Source organism: Yokenella regensburgei (assembly GCF_051486985.1).
Taxonomy (GTDB): Bacteria; Pseudomonadota; Gammaproteobacteria; order Enterobacterales; family Enterobacteriaceae; genus CBFFRJ01.
This window is the reverse complement of the sequence record NZ_JAHVDV010000003.1, coordinates 35,564-54,865: the sequence shown is the minus strand read 5'-3', so window position 1 is coordinate 54,865 and position 19,302 is coordinate 35,564. Positions and strand designations below refer to the sequence as shown.

Annotated in this window: 18 protein-coding genes; 16 read left to right on the top strand and 2 right to left on the bottom strand. The window is 53.7% G+C overall.

The features are described 5' to 3' along the window. The 6 genes from lnt to rihA all read left to right on the top strand — a co-directional run bounded on the left by lnt (position 1) and on the right by rihA (position 6,196). Entirely contained in the window at positions 1 to 1,542 is a 1,542-nt protein-coding gene (lnt, locus tag KXR87_RS03430) for an apolipoprotein N-acyltransferase (protein ID WP_437430869.1), read from the top strand. Positions 1,543 to 1,902: 360 nt separating this feature from the next. Next, a complete protein-coding gene (locus KXR87_RS03425; protein ID WP_437430868.1) occupies positions 1,903 to 2,838 on the top strand; it encodes an amino acid ABC transporter substrate-binding protein in 936 nt (311 codons plus the stop codon). A gap of 158 nt (positions 2,839 to 2,996) precedes the next feature. Further along, positions 2,997 to 3,737: a glutamate/aspartate ABC transporter permease GltJ gene (gltJ, locus tag KXR87_RS03420; RefSeq protein ID WP_437430867.1), complete on the top strand. Its 741-nt coding sequence runs from the start codon at positions 2,997 to 2,999 to the stop codon at positions 3,735 to 3,737. Next, entirely contained in the window at positions 3,737 to 4,414 is a 678-nt protein-coding gene (gltK, locus tag KXR87_RS03415; protein ID WP_437430866.1) for a glutamate/aspartate ABC transporter permease GltK, read from the top strand. The genes gltJ and gltK overlap by 1 nt, the downstream gene beginning before the upstream one ends. Further along, a complete protein-coding gene (locus tag KXR87_RS03410) occupies positions 4,411 to 5,136 on the top strand; it encodes an amino acid ABC transporter ATP-binding protein (protein WP_437430865.1) in 726 nt (241 codons plus the stop codon). Before gltK ends, KXR87_RS03410 begins: the two co-directional genes overlap by 4 nt. Before the next feature lie 118 nt (positions 5,137 to 5,254). Next, positions 5,255 to 6,196, top strand: a complete 942-nt coding sequence (rihA, locus tag KXR87_RS03405; protein ID WP_437430864.1) for a pyrimidine-specific ribonucleoside hydrolase RihA — start codon at positions 5,255 to 5,257, stop codon at positions 6,194 to 6,196. 516 nt (positions 6,197 to 6,712) lie between these two features. On the opposite strand, the gene KXR87_RS03400 is transcribed toward rihA, so the two are convergent. Beyond that, the gene (locus KXR87_RS03400; protein ID WP_437430863.1) at positions 6,713 to 7,195 is read right to left on the bottom strand and encodes a zinc ribbon-containing protein; all 483 of its coding nucleotides are present in this window, start codon (positions 7,193 to 7,195) and stop codon (positions 6,713 to 6,715) included. A 224-nt stretch (positions 7,196 to 7,419) separates the two neighbouring features. Here KXR87_RS03400 and leuS point away from each other — a divergent pair, with 224 nt between their 5' ends. Genes leuS through nadD form a run of 4 tightly spaced genes read left to right on the top strand, consistent with a single transcriptional unit; the run spans position 7,420 to position 12,239 of the window. After that, entirely contained in the window at positions 7,420 to 10,002 is a 2,583-nt protein-coding gene (gene leuS, locus KXR87_RS03395; protein WP_437430862.1) for a leucine--tRNA ligase, read from the top strand. Positions 10,003 to 10,016: 14 nt separating this feature from the next. Beyond that, entirely contained in the window at positions 10,017 to 10,565 is a 549-nt protein-coding gene (lptE, locus tag KXR87_RS03390) for an LPS assembly lipoprotein LptE (protein WP_437430861.1), read from the top strand. Then, a complete protein-coding gene (gene holA / locus KXR87_RS03385; RefSeq protein ID WP_437430860.1) occupies positions 10,565 to 11,596 on the top strand; it encodes a DNA polymerase III subunit delta in 1,032 nt (343 codons plus the stop codon). Before lptE ends, holA begins: the two co-directional genes overlap by 1 nt. Position 11,597: 1 nt before the next feature. After that, positions 11,598 to 12,239, top strand: a complete 642-nt coding sequence (gene nadD, locus KXR87_RS03380; RefSeq protein ID WP_437431028.1) for a nicotinate-nucleotide adenylyltransferase — start codon at positions 11,598 to 11,600, stop codon at positions 12,237 to 12,239. Here the strand turns inward: nadD and cobD are convergent. Beyond that, on the bottom strand, positions 12,214 to 13,308 hold the full coding sequence (gene cobD / locus KXR87_RS03375; protein WP_437430859.1) for a threonine-phosphate decarboxylase CobD: 1,095 nt from the start codon (positions 13,306 to 13,308) through the stop codon (positions 12,214 to 12,216). The two genes, nadD and cobD, sit on opposite strands and share 26 nt — an antisense overlap. A gap of 103 nt (positions 13,309 to 13,411) precedes the next feature. On the opposite strand from cobD, the gene KXR87_RS03370 reads away from it, so the two are divergent. The 6 genes from KXR87_RS03370 to rlpA all read left to right on the top strand — a co-directional run bounded on the left by KXR87_RS03370 (position 13,412) and on the right by rlpA (position 19,294). Next, positions 13,412 to 14,023 (top strand): adenosylcobalamin/alpha-ribazole phosphatase, encoded by a 612-nt coding sequence (locus KXR87_RS03370; protein ID WP_437430858.1) that lies wholly within the window; start codon positions 13,412 to 13,414, stop codon positions 14,021 to 14,023. 259 nt (positions 14,024 to 14,282) lie between these two features. Continuing rightward, positions 14,283 to 14,600: a ribosome silencing factor gene (rsfS, locus tag KXR87_RS03365; RefSeq protein WP_437430857.1), complete on the top strand. Its 318-nt coding sequence runs from the start codon at positions 14,283 to 14,285 to the stop codon at positions 14,598 to 14,600. A 3-nt stretch (positions 14,601 to 14,603) separates the two neighbouring features. Next, positions 14,604 to 15,071, top strand: a complete 468-nt coding sequence (rlmH, locus tag KXR87_RS03360) for a 23S rRNA (pseudouridine(1915)-N(3))-methyltransferase RlmH (RefSeq protein ID WP_041852135.1) — start codon at positions 14,604 to 14,606, stop codon at positions 15,069 to 15,071. Between the two features lie 26 nt (positions 15,072 to 15,097). Beyond that, positions 15,098 to 16,999, top strand: coding sequence for a peptidoglycan DD-transpeptidase MrdA (gene mrdA, locus KXR87_RS03355; protein WP_437430856.1), 1,902 nt, complete (start codon positions 15,098 to 15,100; stop codon positions 16,997 to 16,999). A 2-nt stretch (positions 17,000 to 17,001) separates the two neighbouring features. Then, positions 17,002 to 18,114, top strand: a complete 1,113-nt coding sequence (gene mrdB / locus KXR87_RS03350) for a peptidoglycan glycosyltransferase MrdB (protein WP_437430855.1) — start codon at positions 17,002 to 17,004, stop codon at positions 18,112 to 18,114. A 10-nt stretch (positions 18,115 to 18,124) separates the two neighbouring features. Then, a complete protein-coding gene (gene rlpA / locus KXR87_RS03345; protein WP_437430854.1) occupies positions 18,125 to 19,294 on the top strand; it encodes an endolytic peptidoglycan transglycosylase RlpA in 1,170 nt (389 codons plus the stop codon). Positions 19,295 to 19,302: the final 8 nt, after the last annotated feature.

Sequence of the window (19,302 nt, the reverse complement as noted above, 5' to 3'; positions counted from 1 at the left end):
ATGGCATTTGCCCCCTTGTTTGAACGCCAGCGCGTTAGAATGCTGCTGGCGCTGCTATTCGGAGCCAGCGGAACGCTGGCTTTTTCTCCTTATGATATCTGGCCTGCCGCACTGATCTCCCTGATGGGACTGCAAGCCCTTACCCTTAACCGCCGCCCGCTTCAGGCCGCCGCAATTGGCTACGCCTGGGGGATGGGCCTTTTTGGTTCCGGGGTACATTGGGTTTATGTCAGCATTGCGCAGTTTGGCGGTATGCCGGGTCCGGTCAACGTCTTCCTCGTCGTGTTGCTTGCCGCTTATCTCTCCCTGTACACGGGCTTATTTGCGGGGGTGCTGTCGCGCCTATGGCCTGCAACGACCTGGATACGGCTTGCTGTTGCAGCGCCCGTGGTGTGGCAGCTCAGTGAGTTTCTGCGCGGCTGGATACTGACGGGCTTCCCGTGGCTCCAGTTTGGTTATAGCCAGATTGATGGTCCACTGAAGGGGCTTGCTCCGGTAATGGGCGTCGATGCGATTACGTTCTTACTGATGGTGGTCAGTGGATTGCTGGTACTGGCCGCCACTACGCGTTCCTGGCGTCCACTGGTTGCCGCACTGGTGCTTTTTGCGCTCCCCTTCCCGTTGCGTTACATCCAGTGGTATCAACTGCTGCCGGAGAGAGCAACGCAGGTCTCGCTGGTACAGGGCAACATCCCCCAGTCGGTTAAGTGGGATGAAAGACAACTGCTGGATACATTAAAGATTTACCTTAACGCCAGTGAATCCGTGATGGGTAAGTCACAGTTGATCATCTGGCCGGAATCGGCGATTTCCGATCTGGAAATTAACCAGCAGCGCTATCTGGGCATGATTGACGGACTGATGCAGTCAAATAACAGTTCACTCATCACCGGCATTGTTGATGCGCGTCTTAACCAGCAAAACCGTTACGATACCTATAATACGATTATCACGCTCGGCAAAGGCAACCCTTACAGCTACAACTCCAGCGACCGTTACAACAAGAACCATCTTGTGCCTTTTGGAGAATTTGTGCCCCTTGAGAGCATCCTGCGCCCGCTGGCACCCTTTTTTGACCTGCCGATGTCATCATTCAGCCGTGGCCCCTATGTTCAGCCCCAGTTAATGGCACATGGCTTTAAACTGACCCCGGCTATCTGCTACGAGATTATCCTTGGCGAACAGGTGCGGGATAACTTCCGTCCTGACACGGATTTCCTGCTGACTATTTCTAATGACGCCTGGTTCGGTAAATCTATCGGCCCGTGGCAACACTTCCAGATGGCACGCATGCGCTCGCTGGAGCTGGCTCGCCCGTTGTTACGCAGTACCAATAACGGCATCACGGCGGTGATTGGTCCCACGGGTGCGATTCAGGCGATGCTTCCGCAATTCACCCGCCAGGTTTTGACTACCACCGTGACGCCTACCTCAGGCCTGACACCCTATGCCCGCATGGGGAACTGGCCGATGTGGGTAATCACCGCGCTGCTGGGCTTTGGCGCGCTCATTATGAGTCTGCGACAACGCCGCTCGAAATAATTCTCTTCAGCCCTCTCTTTATGATGAGGGCTTTCTCCGCCTCTGACTCGTCAGAATCCATTTCTGGCACATCAATTGCTTTATTCATCCTGACCCTGGGAAATTTTATGGATGCGCAACTGTCTCGCACCATAACGGATCATGATGAGCACCAAAACGGTGCAATGGAAGATTTTTGCCTTTAAACGGTGCGGTGCACTTCGCAAAAACAAACAATAACGCAGCAAAATCTTTACATTAAGCCAAACTAAATGCTAACAAACGCAGACTACACTGCACGCATTTGCAGCAGGATATAACAAACACAACACTCACAATGGGTATCAATGCGTCTCTGGCGCGACGATAAAGGAGTTGGATATGCAATTACGTAAACTGGCCACCGCAATGCTGGTAATGGGAATGTCTGCCGGTCTCGCACATGCCGCCGATGAAGCGAAACCAGCCGATGCCGCAGCTACGCCGGCAGCGCAAGGGGCGACGCTGGAAAAAATTGCCAAAAACGGTGTGATTGTGGTCGGACACCGTGAATCCTCCGTACCGTTCTCCTATTACAACAATGAACAAAAAGTCGTGGGTTATTCTCAGGACTACTCCAACGCCATTGTTGAAGCGGTGAAGAAGAAGCTCAACAAGCCGGATTTGCAGGTCAAACTGATCCCTATTACCTCACAAAACCGTATTCCGCTGCTGCAGAACGGTACCTTTGACTTCGAGTGTGGTTCCACCACCAACAACCTCGAGCGCCAGAAGCAAGCCGCCTTCTCTGACACGATTTTCGTGGTTGGTACGCGCCTGCTGACCAAAAAAGGTGGCGACATCAAAGATTTCCCGGATCTGAAGGGCAAAGCTGTTGTCGTGACGTCAGGAACCACTTCCGAAGTGTTACTGCATAAACTGAACGATGAGCAGAAAATGGACATGCGAATCATCAGTGCCAAAGACCACGGTGATTCCTTCCGTACGCTGGAAAGCGGTCGTGCTGTTGCGTTCATGATGGACGATGCTCTGTTAGCAGGTGAACGTGCGAAGGCTAAAAAAGCCGATAACTGGGACATCGTGGGTAAACCACAGTCGCAGGAAGCCTACGGCTGTATGCTGCGTAAAGGGGATACCGAGTTTAAGAAGCTGATGGATGACACTATCGCCCAGGTACAAACCTCAGGCGAAGCGGAAAAATGGTTTGATAAGTGGTTTAAAAACCCCATCCCACCGAAAAACCTGAACCTGAACTTTGATCTCTCTGACGAGATGAAAGCCCTGTTCAAAGAACCCAATGATAAAGCGCTGAACTAATTAAAACGATTAGGGGCGGGTTTACCCTGCCCTCTCGATTGTCGAAGCAGCACGGACAGACTATACGCTGAATGGTCGTTCCCCATTCAGCGCGAACTCAGGCTCTTCACACAATCTTCGAGGGTAGCGCTGCTACCCTTTTTTTCCGGAGTAGATTTATGTCAATAGACTGGAACTGGGGAATTTTCCTGCAACAAGCCCCGTTCGGCAACACCACCTATCTTGGCTGGCTGTGGAGCGGCTTTCAGGTGACGATCGCCCTGTCGATCACCGCCTGGATTATCGCTTTTCTGGTTGGCTCACTGTTTGGCATCCTGCGCACCGTTCCTAACCGTTTTTTATCCGGTATTGGTACGCTTTACGTGGAACTGTTTCGTAACGTTCCGCTTATCGTGCAGTTCTTTACCTGGTATCTGGTTGTACCTGAACTCTTGCCGGAAGATCTTGGCATGTGGTTTAAGGCCGAGCTCGATCCCAATATTCAGTTCTTCCTTTCATCAATGATTTGCCTCGGGCTTTTTACCGCTGCGCGCGTATGCGAGCAGGTGCGTGCCGCCATTCAGTCGCTGCCGCGTGGTCAGAAGAATGCCGGTCTGGCAATGGGATTGACGCTGCCACAAACCTACCGGTATGTGCTGCTGCCAAACGCTTATCGCGTTATCGTGCCGCCCATGACCTCAGAGATGATGAACCTGGTGAAAAACTCGGCCATCGCCTCCACTATCGGTCTGGTGGACATGGCGGCCCAGGCCGGAAAACTACTGGACTACTCAGCGCATGCCTGGGAATCCTTTACGGCCATTACCCTCGCCTATGTATTGATTAACGCCGTCATCATGGTGGTGATGAACCTGGTTGAACGCAAAATTCGCCTGCCAGGCAATATGGGAGGCAAATAATGTACGAATTTGACTGGAGTTCTATTGTTCCCTCCCTGCCTTATCTGATGGCCGGGCTGGTTATCACCCTTAAAATTACCGTGACAGCCGTTATTGTGGGTATTGTCTGGGGAACTATCCTGGCGGTGATGCGACTGTCGAGTTTTGCCCCCGTCGCCTGGTTTGCCAAAGCGTACGTCAACGTTTTCCGCTCAATACCCTTAGTCATGGTGCTGTTGTGGTTTTACTTGATTGTGCCAGGACTACTGCAAAACGTGTTGGGCCTATCACCCAAATCAGACATTCGCCTGATTTCCGCGATGGTAGCGTTCTCGATGTTTGAGGCCGCGTACTATTCTGAAATTATTCGTGCTGGCATCCAGAGTATCTCCCGTGGGCAGTCGAGTGCGGCCCTGGCTCTGGGGATGACGCACTGGCAATCCATGAAACTCATTATTTTGCCGCAGGCGTTTCGTGCCATGGTGCCCCTGCTGCTTACGCAAGGGATCGTGCTGTTCCAGGATACGTCGCTGGTTTATGTATTAAGCCTTGCCGACTTCTTCCGTACCGCCTCCACCATTGGTGAGCGTGACGGAACCCAGGTGGAGATGATCCTGTTTGCCGGTGCCGTATATTTTGCTATTAGCCTGAGTGCCTCGTTGTTGGTCAGCTATCTGAAAAGAAGGACAGTTCAATGATTACCCTGAAAAATGTTTCTAAATGGTATGGTCACTTTCAGGTGCTGACCGACTGCTCCACCGAAGTGAAAAAAGGTGAAGTGGTGGTGGTGTGTGGGCCATCCGGCTCGGGAAAATCCACGCTGATTAAAACCGTCAATGGGCTTGAGCCGGTACAGAAAGGCAATATTGAAGTTAACGGTACGCCGGTAAACGATAAAAAAACCGATCTGGCTAAACTGCGCTCCCGGGTGGGAATGGTGTTTCAGCATTTTGAGTTATTCCCTCACCTGTCGATCATCGAGAACCTGACCCTGGCGCAGGTGAAAGTGCTCAAGCGCGACAAGGCGGCTGCGCGTGAGAAGGGGCTGAAATTACTGGATCGCGTGGGGCTCTCCGCCCATGCCAATAAATTCCCGGCCCAGCTGTCGGGTGGGCAACAGCAGCGCGTGGCGATTGCGCGCGCACTCTGTATGGATCCGGTTGCCATGCTCTTTGATGAACCGACCTCGGCCCTTGACCCGGAAATGATCAACGAGGTGCTGGACGTCATGGTCGAGCTGGCGAATGAAGGGATGACCATGATGGTGGTGACCCACGAAATGGGCTTTGCCCGTAAAGTGGCCCATCGCGTTATCTTTATGGATGAGGGTAAAATTGTTGAAGACTCAGCGAAAGAAGAGTTCTTTGCTAATCCTAAGTCCGAACGCGCGAAAGACTTCCTCGCCAAAATCCTGCATTAATCGTTCCGACGCGTGCTCCCAGGAGTGCGCGTCTCATCACGCTTTGTCGTTTCACTTCTCGTCTGTTTTACAGCAACGCTTTAACCTTATCGCATATTAATGCTAACAAGGAGTTGCTATGGTTCAGCCCATTATTCTTGATTGCGATCCGGGCCATGATGACGCAATCGCCATTGTTCTTGCCCTTGCCTCCCCCGAACTCAGCGTAAAAGCCATTACCTCGTCGGCGGGTAACCAGACCCCGGATAAGACGCTCAATAATGTGTTGCGGATGCTGACATTGCTAAAACGTACCGATATACCCGTAGCGGGCGGAGCCGTTAAGCCGCTGATGCGCGAGCTAATCATCGCTGATAACGTGCATGGCGAGAGCGGGCTGGATGGGCCGAAATTACCCGAACCTGCCTTCAGCCCCCAAAACTGTACGGCAGTGGAGCTGATGGCGAAGGTATTACGCGAATCTACCACCCCCGTCACGGTAGTCTCTACCGGCCCCCAAACCAACGTAGCGCTGTTGCTCAACAGCCACCCTGAGCTGCACGGCAAAATCAATCGCATTGTGATTATGGGCGGGGCTATGTCGCTGGGTAACTGGACCCCGGCGGCGGAATTTAATATCTATGTTGACCCGGAAGCGGCGGAGATTGTCTTCCAGTCCGGCATTCCGGTGGTCATGGCCGGGCTGGATGTCACGCATCGGGCGCAGATCCATGCCGAGGATATCAGCCGTTTTCGTACGCTGGGTAACCCCATCTCCACCATCGTGGCGGAGCTGCTCGACTTTTTTATGGAGTACCATAAACAGGAGAAATGGGGATTTGTCGGCGCCCCGTTACATGACCCCTGCACCATTGCCTGGCTGCTGAAGCCGGAAATTTTCACCACTGTTGAGCGCTGGGTCGGGGTGGAGACGCAGGGGAAATACACCCAGGGAATGACGGTCGTGGATTACTATTTCCTTACCGGTAACAGGCCAAACGCAACCGTGATGGTCGATGTGGATCGTCAAGGATTTGTGGATTTACTGGCGGAGCGTTTGACATTCTACAGTGCAAAATGATGCCCTCATTCAGTCCATTTTTCACCGGTCTGAGAGGGATTCCCACAAATAAATGCGAGCACGAACGCTCCCCTCTCCCCTTTGGGGAGAGGGCCAGGGTGAGGGGAATATGCGGCTCTGAGGGTCATTCCGTTCACCTTATGTTCCTTGCTTTTCTGTCACGCCAGAACTCGTGAACGTGCCAGGGCGGTTCACCGCCACCGCCCTGGCGACCCGGGCTCCCGGCCACGAAAATCGCCGCTTCGCGGTCCACTACGCTTAATCCTTCAGGCTTATCGGGGACGGGCGAAGGTAACGTCCCTGTAAAGTCGCCCTCGCCGCGCATCCCTGCGCGTCGCCCCGGCCTTGCGGATACGCTTCGTCGATTTTCAGCCGGACCCTGTCATCGCGGTGACTGTTTTATTCTTATTACGCAGTGTTATCGCTGTAAAACGTAATATTACTGAGGCTCCCTCAACCCAATGGGTGAGAGCGCAAACACCAAAACGGCAACTGAAGTTGCCGTTTTGCGTTTTCCTAGGGTTCAAAGGGCCTGCGCTGGAACTGATCATGACCACATTTCGGGCAAAGTGGCAGCACATCCGGGGTGTAGATAGCCAGATGAAAATGGCATTTCTCACAGACCAGATTGCCAAGCCCTACCACTTCACCGCTATGGTATACACCGTGATGGTTGAGATCCTGAAACACTTCGCGCCACTCAAGCTGGGTTTTATCCGTGATGTCCGCCAGCTCCTGCCAGAGGCTCTCTTTAATGACGCGCATGAAAACGCTGTCAACGACCTCCTCCTGGCTCTCTTCATAACTACGGGCGAACTCCTCCAGATCGCGACGGATAGCCCGTGTTAACTCATCAATTTCGGTGCGCGTTAATTCCCCGGTCTGGCTGACCCTGAGTCTTGCCTGCTCTACCAGTGCGTCAATATCCCTGTCACCATTGCGTAAGCGTTCCGTTAATGTCGTCACCAGTTCGCGGTAAAATTGAGCAACCTTGTTCATCACTTTTCTCCCGGGTCGTTAACCTGTTCTAATAATAGACCTTATTTTCTTCTCGCTTTGTCAATTACCCCACAGAGTACGTAAATTCGGACGAGTGCTTTTCTCAGGCTTAATGTGCGAAAGGCTGTTTTGACGTGGGCGTTTGGGCTATGCTATGCGGATCTGAAAAACCACGAAATAACGCTACATTTGTAGCCGTATCAAAAACAGGACCACTGGCTGCCATGCAAGAGCAATATCGCCCGGAAGAGATAGAATCCAAAGTACAGCTTCACTGGGAAGAGAAGCGCACCTTCGAAGTAACTGAAGACGAGAGCAAAGAGAAGTATTACTGCCTGTCGATGCTTCCCTATCCTTCTGGTCGACTACACATGGGGCACGTGCGTAACTACACCATCGGTGACGTTATCTCTCGCTATCAGCGTATGCTCGGCAAAAATGTACTTCAGCCTATCGGCTGGGATGCGTTCGGCCTGCCCGCTGAAGGTGCAGCAGTAAAAAATAACACCGCCCCGGCGCCGTGGACTTACGACAACATCGCGTACATGAAAAACCAGCTCAAAATGCTGGGTTTTGGTTATGACTGGAGCCGCGAACTGGCCACCTGTACGCCAGAATATTACCGTTGGGAGCAGAAGTTCTTCACTGAGCTCTACAAAAAAGGGCTGGTATATAAAAAGACCTCTGCGGTTAACTGGTGCCCAAACGACCAGACTGTCCTTGCTAACGAACAGGTTATCGACGGCTGCTGCTGGCGCTGTGATACTAAAGTTGAGCGTAAAGAGATCCCGCAGTGGTTTATCAAAATCACCGCCTATGCCGAAGAGCTCCTTAACGACCTCGATAGCATGGATCAGTGGCCTGACACGGTCAAAACCATGCAGCGTAACTGGATTGGCCGCTCTGAGGGTGTCGAGATCACCTTTAACGTTACCGGCTATGATAAAACGCTGACCGTTTACACTACCCGCCCGGACACCTTTATGGGCGCGACCTACCTGGCCGTTGCCGCCGGTCACCCGCTGGCGCAACAAGCCGCCGCGAACAATGCTGAACTGGCTGCTTTTATCGACGAATGTCGCAACACCAAAGTAGCCGAAGCCGATATGGCGACCATGGAGAAAAAGGGTGTGGATACCGGCTTTAAAGCCGTTCATCCATTGACCGGTGAAGAGATTCCGGTCTGGGCCGCTAACTTCGTGTTGATGGAATACGGTACAGGCGCCGTCATGGCCGTTCCTGGCCACGATCAGCGTGACTACGAATTTGCCAGCAAATACAACCTGCCAATCAAAGGCGTTATCCTGGCAGCTGACGGTTCTGAACCCGATCTGTCTGAGCAGGCATTGACGGATAAAGGCACCCTGTTTAACTCCGGTGAGTTCAGCGGCCTGAGCTTTGAAGAGGGCTTCAACGCGATTGCCGATAAACTGGCAGAGCAAGGCGTTGGCGAGCGTAAAGTGAACTATCGTCTGCGTGACTGGGGCGTCTCCCGTCAGCGTTACTGGGGTGCGCCAATCCCGATGGTAACGCTCGAAGACGGCACCGTGGTGCCGACACCGGAAGATCAACTGCCGGTCATTCTCCCGGAAGATGTAGTGATGGATGGCATCACCAGCCCGATTAAAGCCGATCCTGAGTGGGCGAAAACCACGGTTAATGGTCAGCCTGCGCTGCGTGAAACCGACACCTTCGATACCTTTATGGAATCCTCCTGGTACTATGCCCGCTACACCTGTCCGCAGCACCAGGAAGGCATGCTGGATTCTAAGGCCGCGAACTACTGGTTACCGGTTGATATCTATATCGGTGGTATCGAACACGCCATCATGCACCTGCTTTACTTCCGCTTCTTCCACAAACTGATGCGTGATGCGGGTCTGGTCAACTCCGACGAGCCGGCTAAACAGCTGCTGTGCCAGGGCATGGTGCTGGCCGACGCCTTCTATTACGTTGGCGAAGGCGGAGAGCGCAACTGGGTCTCCCCGAAAGAGGCTATTGTCGAGCGTGACGAAAAAGGCCGCATCGTTAAAGCGAAAGATGCTGCCGGCCATGAACTGGTCTATACCGGCATGAGCAAAATGTCCAAGTCGAAAAATAACGGTATTGACCCGCAGGAGATGGTTGAACGTTACGGTGCGGATACCGTTCGTCTGTTTATGATGTTCGCTTCTCCGGCTGACATGACGCTGGAATGGCAGGAGTCAGGCGTTGAAGGGGCGAACCGCTTCCTTAAACGCGTCTGGAAACTGGTTTACGAACTCAGCTCACAGGGTGCAACGGCACCGCTGGATGTCGCGGCACTCACGGAAGATCAGAAGGCCCTGCGTCGTGATGTTCATAAAACAATTGCGAAAGTGACCGATGATATCGGACGCCGTCAGACCTTCAACACGGCGATTGCCGCGATCATGGAACTGATGAATAAGCTGGCGAAAGCCCCGCAGGACAGCGATCAAGACCGCGCCCTCTTGCAGGAAGCGCTGCTGGCAGTGGTACGTATGCTTAACCCGTTCACCCCGCACGTCTGCTTCACGCTGTGGCAGGAGCTGAAAGGTGAAGGCGATATCGACAACGCGCCGTGGCCTGTTGCAGACGATGCAGCTATGGTGGAAGACACCACGCTTGTGGTCGTCCAGGTAAATGGCAAAGTGCGTGGTAAAATTACTGTTGCGGTTGATGCAACCGAAGAACAGGTTCGCGAACGTGCCGGCCAGGAACCTCTGGTCGCAAAATATCTTGATGGCGTTACCCTACGTAAAGTTATCTACGTACCGGGCAAACTGCTTAATCTGGTCGTTGGCTAAGCGCGGGAGGAAGCGTGCGACATCTGGCAACATGGTTGTTATCTCTGGCGGTGTTACTCACCGCCGGTTGCGGCTGGCACTTGCGTGACAGCACACAAGTGCCCGCTGAGATGAAAACAATGATATTTGACTCAGGGGATCCTAACGGACCACTCAGTCGTGCATTGCGTAATCAGCTGCGCCTGAATGGCGTCGACGTCGTTGAGAAGGGATCGCTGCGTAAGGACATACCGTCACTTCGTCTGGGTGCCGTTACTTTTGCTCGTGACACCGCATCCATTTTCCAGGATGGTCGTACCGCAGAGTATCAGATGGTACTGACGGTTAATGCCACCGTGCTGATACCGGGTCACGATATCTATCCTATTAATACGAAAGTGTATCGTTCGTTCTTCGACAACCCGCAAACGGCGCTGGCGAAAGATGCTGAACAAGACATTATCGTGCAGGAAATGTACGATAAAGCGGCGGAACAGCTGATTCGTAAACTGCCCAGCGTCCATGCCGCTGACAGCGAAAAAGAGACGACATCAACACATGTGACCAGGACACCGGGTAGCTGATGCTCAGGCTGTATCCGGAACAACTCGGCGCGCAGCTTAAAGAAGGGCTGCGCGCCGCCTATTTATTGCTCGGTAATGATCCCCTTCTTCTGCAGGAAAGCCAGGATAAGGTACGCCATGCAGCAGCGGCAGCAGATTTTACTGAACACCACTCCTTTACGATTGATGCGAGCACCGACTGGGATGCCATCTACTCCCTTTGTCAGGCGCTGAGTCTGTTCGCGAGTCGACAAACCCTCACCCTTCAACTCCCGGAAAATGGCCCTAACGCGGCAATCAATGAACGCATGGCCATGCTGGTAAGCCTGCTGCATGACGACCTCATTCTGGTGGTGCGTGGTAACAAGCTTACCAGGGCGCAGGAAAATGCTGCATGGTATACGGCACTGGCAAACCGTAGCGTTGCGGTTAGTTGTCAGACCCCTGAACAGGCAAATCTGCCTCGCTGGGTGGCCGCCCGGGCTAAACAGAACAATTTAGAACTTGATGATGCCGCGAATCAGCTGCTTTGTTACTGCTACGAAGGGAATTTACTGGCCGCTTCACAGGCGCTGGAACGGCTGGCATTGCTGTTCCCGGATGGCAAACTGACCCTGCCTCGGGTCGAACAGGCGGTTAACGATGCGGCACATTTTACCCCGTTTCATTGGGTCGATGCCCTGCTTGCCGGAAAAAGCAAGCGCGCACTACATGTGCTCTACCAGCTTCGGCTGGAGGCCTGTGAGCCGGTAATTTTGCTGCGCACTATACAGCGCGAATTACTCCTGTTGGTGAACCTGAAACGCCAGTCTGCCAGCGTTCCCTTACGCACGCTGTTTGATAAGCATCGTATCTGGCAAAACAGACGCGGCATCACCGGCGACGCGCTGCAACGCCTTAGCCTTGATCAACTCCGCCAGGCTGTCCACCTGCTGAGCCGCATTGAGCTGATTGTGAAACAAGATTTTGGTCAGTCCGTCTGGGCCGAGCTCGAAAGTCTGTCTCTGCTACTCTGTCATAAGGCACTGGCGGACATTTTTATTGATGGGTGATATGAATCAGTTGCAGGCTATGTTTGGCGGTACGTTTGATCCTATCCATTATGGTCACCTGAAACCGGTCGAAGCACTGGCTGAGCATATCGGCCTGTCGCGGGTAGTGATTATGCCCAATAACGTGCCTCCCCACCGCCCTCAACCCGAAGCCACCAGCGAACAGCGCAAAGCGATGGTGGCCCTGGCGATTCATGATAAGCCCCTGTTTACCCTGGATGAACGCGAACTGAAGCGCTCATCGCCCTCATATACTGCGCAAACGTTGCGGGAGTGGCGTGAAGAAAAAGGCCCGACGCGGCCGCTGGCTTTCATCATCGGCCAGGATTCTTTACTGACTTTCCCGACCTGGCATGAATACGAGACCATTCTTGATAACAGCCACCTGATTGTCTGCCGCCGTCCGGGTTATCCACTCACCATGACGGAGGAGAAAGATCAGCGGTGGCTGGAGGCCCATCTGACGCAGAATCCTGATGACCTCCATACGCAACCTGCAGGTAAAATTTACCTGGCGCAAACGCCCTGGTTCAACATTTCTGCGACAGTGATTCGCGAGAGGCTGGAAAAGGGTGAGGCCTGCGATGAGCTGCTGCCCTCTTCGGTTCTGGACTACATCAGGTGCCAGGGTTTATATCGCTAAACACACTTTCCATCGCGGTAATCAGTGCATCATTTTCTGACGCACTCCGTACCGCCACACGATAATAGCGTTCATCAAGACCCGGATAATTAGCACAACTGCGGATAAGTATCTGTTTCTCCAGAAGCGCGCGTTGCAGATCAAGTCCTGTTACATCACAACGCAGAAACAGATAATTGGCCACGCCGGGCCAGAGATGCACGCCCTTCACCTTTTGCAGCGCACGATATAAGCGAGGGCCTTCCATTCGCAACCACGTCCAACTCGCCTGCTGGTAATCGCTGTCCTGCAGCACCAGCTCACCGGCGAGCGCCGCAAAGGCATTGATTGACCACGGCATCTGCCGTTCACGCATACGGCGTACCTTTGCCACATCGCTGCTCACCAGGTAGCCCAGGCGCAAACCAGGCATAGCGTAAAATTTGGTCAGAGAGCGCAGGACCCAGATGTGGGGATTGTTCGCAAGGTGAGGAATAAAACCCTCGCGATCGCAGAGAAAATCCATAAACGCTTCGTCCAGCACCAGCGTGATATGCAACTGCCTGCAACGCGCAGCAATAGCGTGCAATAGCGACTCGTCAGGCAATAATCCTGTGGGATTGTTCGGCGTACATAAAAAAAGGCAATCAATACCGCTGGTCAGAGCGTCCAGAATCGACCCGGTGAGCTGCCAGCCCTCCTCTTCCTGCAGGGCATAATCCACAATATCGCACTCTGTCAGTTGCAGTGCGCGGCGATACTCCGCAAATCCTGGCGTAACCAGCATGGCACGACGGGGCTGAAGCCCGTTTACCAGCGTGAAGATGGACTCGGTTTCGCCGTTTCCTGCCAGAACCCAGCTTTCAGGAACCTGATGATGCGCCGCCAGCGTCTGATGCAGGTGATGATAGTCAGGATCCGGGTAACGCTCTGCAATAGCCAGGTTGTCCTGTAAGGCACGTTTCAGCGAGCCGGGCAAGCCGGCCGGGTTAATGTTCGCGCTAAAATCCAGCAAGCGCTCGGCAGACATACCCAACAATGCGGCGGCTTCGCGAACATTGCCCCCGTGTGCGCTATGAAATAAAGCCATTGTCCCTTTTGCTCCGCTTAAAAGGGGTATCTTAATCGAAAAAAAGCTCATGAATGGGGGTGCGGTGATAAACTTTGTCCAGAAAACTGCATGGGAGAAAAAAATGCGACTCTGGCTCATTCGTCATGGGGAGACCGACGCAAATGTTGCTGGCCTTTATAGTGGCCATTCCCCAACCCCATTAACAGAAAAAGGAATTGCTCAGGCCCAGACTCTGCACCGTCTGCTGCTTGATGTTCCCTTCGACCAGATAATTTGCAGTGAACTTGAACGTGCGCAGCACACTGCCCGACTGGTACTGCATGAGCGGACGATCCCAACCCATACAACACCGTTGCTAAATGAGATGTTCTTTGGTGACTGGGAGATGCGCCATCATCGCGACCTCACTCATGAAGATCCTGAAAGCTATGCCGCCTGGTGCACCGACTGGCAAAATGCGGTCCCGACCAACGGTGAAGGTTTTCAGGCTTTTTCGGCGCGTGTGCAGCACTTTATTGCGCAATTACCCACCTGGGCTGAATCGCAAAACGTGCTCATCGTCAGCCACCAGGGTGTGCTCAGTTTACTGATAGCGACACTGCTCAACATGCCCGCCTCATCACTCTGGCATTTTCGCGTAGATCAGGGCGCATGGAGCGCACTGGATATTCAGGATGACTTTGCCACATTACGTGTACTGAACAGCCGGGCGGCGTGGCGGCAGGGGGAATAACGGCTATTTTCTTTTCCAGGCCCCGGCCAGCGCACGCGGGTGATTGACACAGACTAACAGGCTGCTATTCTCCGCACCGCCATTTGTAGCCATCCAGAAATTGTTTTACAAAAATGGCGATGCATTCTCGTGCCGGGGGTGGGATGATAGCCCACTTTTTGTAACCTGAGCCGGACATTAGTCCCGAAAATGGCTGCACTTCAGGTATAATGCCGGGCCATTTATTGACACCATCATCTTTTTCTCCCAGGGGGAACACTTGCAGGGTAAAGCACTCCAGGATTTTGTAATCGACAAAATTGATGACCTGAAAGGTCAGGACATCGTGGCGATCGACGTTCACGGTAAATCCAGTATCACCGACTGTATGATCATCTGTACCGGTACCTCCACTCGCCATGTTATGTCTATCGCCGACCACGTGGTGCAGGAATCCCGTGCCGCTGGCATGATGCCGCTCGGTGTGGAAGGCGAGAATGCCGCCGACTGGATTGTTGTGGACTTAGGCGATGTCATTGTTCATGTGATGCAGGCGGAAAGCCGTAGCCTGTATGAGCTGGAAAAACTCTGGGGTTAATGCGTGAAGCTGCAACTGGTCGCCGTCGGCACTAAGATGCCGGACTGGGTACAGACGGGTTTTACCGAGTATTTACGCCGTTTTCCTAAGGATATGCCGTTTGAGCTGGTAGAAATCCCGGCAGGAAAACGGGGTAAAAATGCGGATATCAAACGCATTCTCGACAAAGAGGGTGAGTTGATGCTTGCTGCGGCAGGCAAAAACCGTATTGTCACCCTCGATATCCCCGGAAAACCGTGGGATACGCCGCAGCTGGCGAATGAACTGGAGCGCTGGAAGCAGGATGGTCGTGACGTTAGCCTGCTTATTGGTGGCCCGGAGGGGTTATCCCCCGCCTGTAAAGCAGCGGCAGAACAAAGCTGGTCACTCTCTGCGTTAACGCTTCCTCACCCGCTGGTGCGCGTGCTGGTTGCAGAAAGTCTCTACCGCGCATGGAGTATCACGACCAACCATCCTTATCATCGTGAGTAATACAGACCAGGTAAACTAAGCAGCGGATGAAATTACAGAATTCTTTTCGCGACTATTCGGCTGAGTCTGCGCTGTTTGTGCGCCGGGCAGTGGTCGCTTTTTTGGGGATTTTGCTGCTGACCGGCGTGCTGATTGCTAACCTCTACAATCTGCAAATCGTTCGTTTCGCCGACTATCAAACGCGCTCCAATGAAAACCGCATCAAGCTGGTGCCGATTCCGCCAAGCCGCGGAATAATTTATGACCGCAACGGCACCCCGCTGGCACTTAATCGCACTATTTACCAGATTGAGATGATGCCGGAGAAGGTAGACAACGTTGAGCAAACGCTGAATGCCCTGCGGGATGTGGTGGATTTAACCGACGATGACATTGCTGCGTTCAAAAAGGAGCGTTCCCGCTCGCATCGTTTCACCTCTATCCCCGTTAAGACCAACTTAAGCGAGATTCAGGTCGCCCGTTTTGCGGTCAACCAGTACCGCTTCCCTGGCGTCGAAGTGAAGGGTTACAAACGTCGCTTCTACCCTTATGGCTCTGCACTGACCCATGTCATCGGCTACGTTTCTAAAATTAATGATAAAGATGTAGAACGACTCGATAAAGACGGGAAGCTCGCCAACTACGCCGCCACGCATGATATCGGCAAGCTGGGCATTGAACGTTATTACGAAGATGTGCTTCACGGACAGACCGGATACGAAGAGGTCGAGGTCAACAACCGTGGGCGCGTTATTCGTCAACTGAAAGAAGTCCCGCCGCAGGCTGGTAACGATATCTACCTGACGATTGACCTCAAACTTCAGCAGTACATCGAAACTCTGCTGCAAGGCAGTCGTGCTGCGGTGGTGGTGACCGATCCCCGCACGGGCAGCATTCTGGCGCTGGTCTCTACGCCAAGCTACGACCCCAATCTCTTTGTTGACGGCATCTCCAGTAAGGATTATTCGGCGCTGCTCAACGATCCGAATACGCCACTGGTTAACCGCGCCACGCAGGGGGTCTATCCGCCAGCGTCAACGGTTAAACCCTACGTTGCCGTCTCGGCGCTCAGTACCGGGGTCATCACCCGCAATACCACGCTCTTTGACCCGGGCTGGTGGCAGCTTCCTGGTTCAGAAAAGCGTTATCGTGACTGGAAAAAATGGGGCCACGGCCGCCTGAATATCACCAGGTCGCTCGAAGAGTCGGCGGATACCTTCTTCTATCAGATTGCCTATGACATGGGCATCGATCGTCTTTCAGAGTGGCTGACCAAATTTGGTTACGGTGAGTACACCGGCATTGACCTTGCGGAAGAGCGTTCCGGCAATATGCCGACCCGTGAGTGGAAGCTAAAGCGATTTAAAAAGCCCTGGTATCAGGGGGATACCATTCCTGTAGGCATCGGTCAGGGTTACTGGACCGCAACGCCGGTGCAGATGAATAAAGCGATGATGATCCTGATTAACGATGGGGTCGTCAAAGTGCCTCACCTGCTGATGAGTACGCTGCAGGATGGCAAACAGGTGCCGTGGAAGCAGGAAGAGCAGAAACCCGTGGGCGATATTCACTCCGGTTACTGGGAAATAGCCAAGGACGGTATGTATGGCGTTGCGAACCGCGCCAACGGCACCGGTCACAAATACTTTGCTGGTGCCCCCTATAAAATTGCCGCTAAATCCGGTACCGCTCAGGTCTTTGGCTTAAAAGCCAATGAAACCTATAACGCCCACCGCATTGCGGAGCGTTTACGTGACCACAAACTGATGACGGCATTTGCCCCTTACGATCATCCCCAGGTCGCTGTGGCGATGATTCTGGAAAACGGCGGGGCCGGTCCTGCGGTGGGTACCATCATGCGCCAGATCCTTGACCATATCATGCTTGGCGATAACAACACCGAATTGCCGACTGAAAACCCGGCGTCGGTCGCCGCAGAGGACCATTAATCATGACGGATAATCCGAACAAGAAATCGTTCTGGGATAAAATCCACATCGATCCTGCATTTTTGCTGATCGTTCTGGCTCTACTCTTTTACAGCGCCATTGTTATCTGGAGCGCCAGCGGCCAGGACATTGGCATGACGGAGCGTAAGGTCGGGCAGATTGCCATGGGCCTGATTGCCATGGTCGTGCTGGCGCAGGTTCCGCCCCGTGTTTACGAGGGATGGGCACCCTATCTTTACGTTATCTGTGTGATTCTGCTGGTCGCCGTGGACGCCTTCGGGGCCATCTCCAAAGGGGCGCAACGCTGGCTGGATTTGGGGATTGTCCGTTTTCAGCCCTCCGAAATTGCCAAAATCGCCGTACCGCTGATGGTGGCCCGTTTTATTAACCGTGACGTCTGCCCGCCATCGCTCAAAAATACGGCTATCGCGCTGGTCCTGATCTTTATGCCGACGTTACTGGTTGCGGCTCAACCTGACCTCGGCACCTCGATTCTGGTCGCGCTTTCTGGTCTCTTTGTGCTGTTTTTATCCGGCCTGAGCTGGCGTCTGATTGGCGTGGCAGTGGTACTGATTGCGGCGTTTATTCCTATCCTGTGGTTCTTCCTGATGCATGAGTATCAGCGTCAGCGCGTGATGATGTTGCTCGATCCGGAAACCGATCCGCTGGGGGCAGGCTATCATATTATTCAGTCTAAAATTGCAATAGGTTCAGGCGGGCTGAGTGGGAAAGGCTGGCTGCACGGCACCCAGTCGCAACTGGAGTTTTTGCCTGAACGCCACACTGACTTTATTTTCGCCGTGCTTGCTGAAGAGCTGGGTCTGGTGGGTATTCTTATCCTGCTTGGGCTTTATGTCCTGCTGATCATGCGCGGATTATGGATTGCCGCCCGTGCGCAGACCACCTTTGGTCGCGTTATGGCGGGTGGTTTGATGTTGATTTTGTTCGTCTATGTGTTCGTAAATATTGGTATGGTGAGTGGTATCTTACCGGTGGTGGGCGTTCCGCTGCCACTGGTGAGCTATGGAGGGTCAGCGCTGATTGTGCTGATGGCCGGGTTTGGAATAGTGATGTCTATCCATACCCACAGGAAAATGTTGTCAAAAAGCGTATAAGAGGTTCGCAATGCGAAAGCAATGGCTTGGAGTCTGTATAGCGGCAGGGTTACTGGCGGCATGTTCAAGTGATGATGGGCAACAACAGACGATTGTTGCGCCGCAGCCTGCGGTATGTAACGGTCCGGTCGTTGAGATAACCGGTGCAGAACCTCGTTACGAAACGCTTAATCCCTCCGTTAATCAGGATTATGAGCGCGACGGTAAGCGCTATAAGATTGTGCAGGACCCGTCTACCTTTAGCCAGGCCGGGTTTGCCGCTATCTATGATGCTGAACCAGGCAGTAATTTAACGGCCAGTGGCGAAGCCTTCGATCCGATGCAACTTACCGCTGCGCATCCAACACTTCCCATCCCGAGCTATGTGCGCCTCACCAACCTGGCTAACGGGCGAATGCTCGTGGTGCGGATCAACGACCGTGGCCCGTACGGTAACGATCGCGTTATCTCGATTTCTCGCGCCGTGGCAGATCGACTGAATACGTCAAACAACACCAAAGTGCGTATTGATCCTATCGTTGTCGCTCAGGATGGCAGTATGTCGGGTCCGGGAACGGCCTGTACCACCGTCGCGAAGCAGACATACGCCCTGCCGGCTCGCCCGGATTTGAGTGGTGGAATGGGCAGTGCCTCTTCGCCTGCACCGGCCCCTCAGCCCCAGGCGCCCGTGAGAACGCTGGATGACAGCACGCAACCTGGCGCGCAGCCCGATCAGCCTGACACGCCGCCTGCTGCACCCGCTGGTAACAGCAACAGTGGCTTTTTAGGTGCGCCAGCGCCGCTGGCTTCAGGCGTGCTTGAAGGGAGTGAAGGCTCATCGGCGACTGCTGCACCGGCAACCAGCGTACAACCGGCACCGGCTCCGGTGACCCGCCCGGCTCCCGTCACCGCTCCGGGCTCAACCCAAGGTCACGTGACCCCTGTGACTCCGGCCCCCGCGGCGACAGCCGACAGCGGCAGCTATATGGTTCAGGTAGGTGCGGTCAGTGACCAGGCCCGTGCTCAGCAGTATCAACAGCGCCTTGCGCAACAGTTCTCAGTGCCCGGGCGTGTGGTACAAAACGGCGCGGTGTGGCGTATTCAGCTTGGGCCATTTACCAGTAAAGCGGACGCCAGTCGCTTGCAACAACGTCTGCAAAGCGAAGCACAATTACAGTCTTTTGTGACCGGCGCGCAGTAATAGCAGCG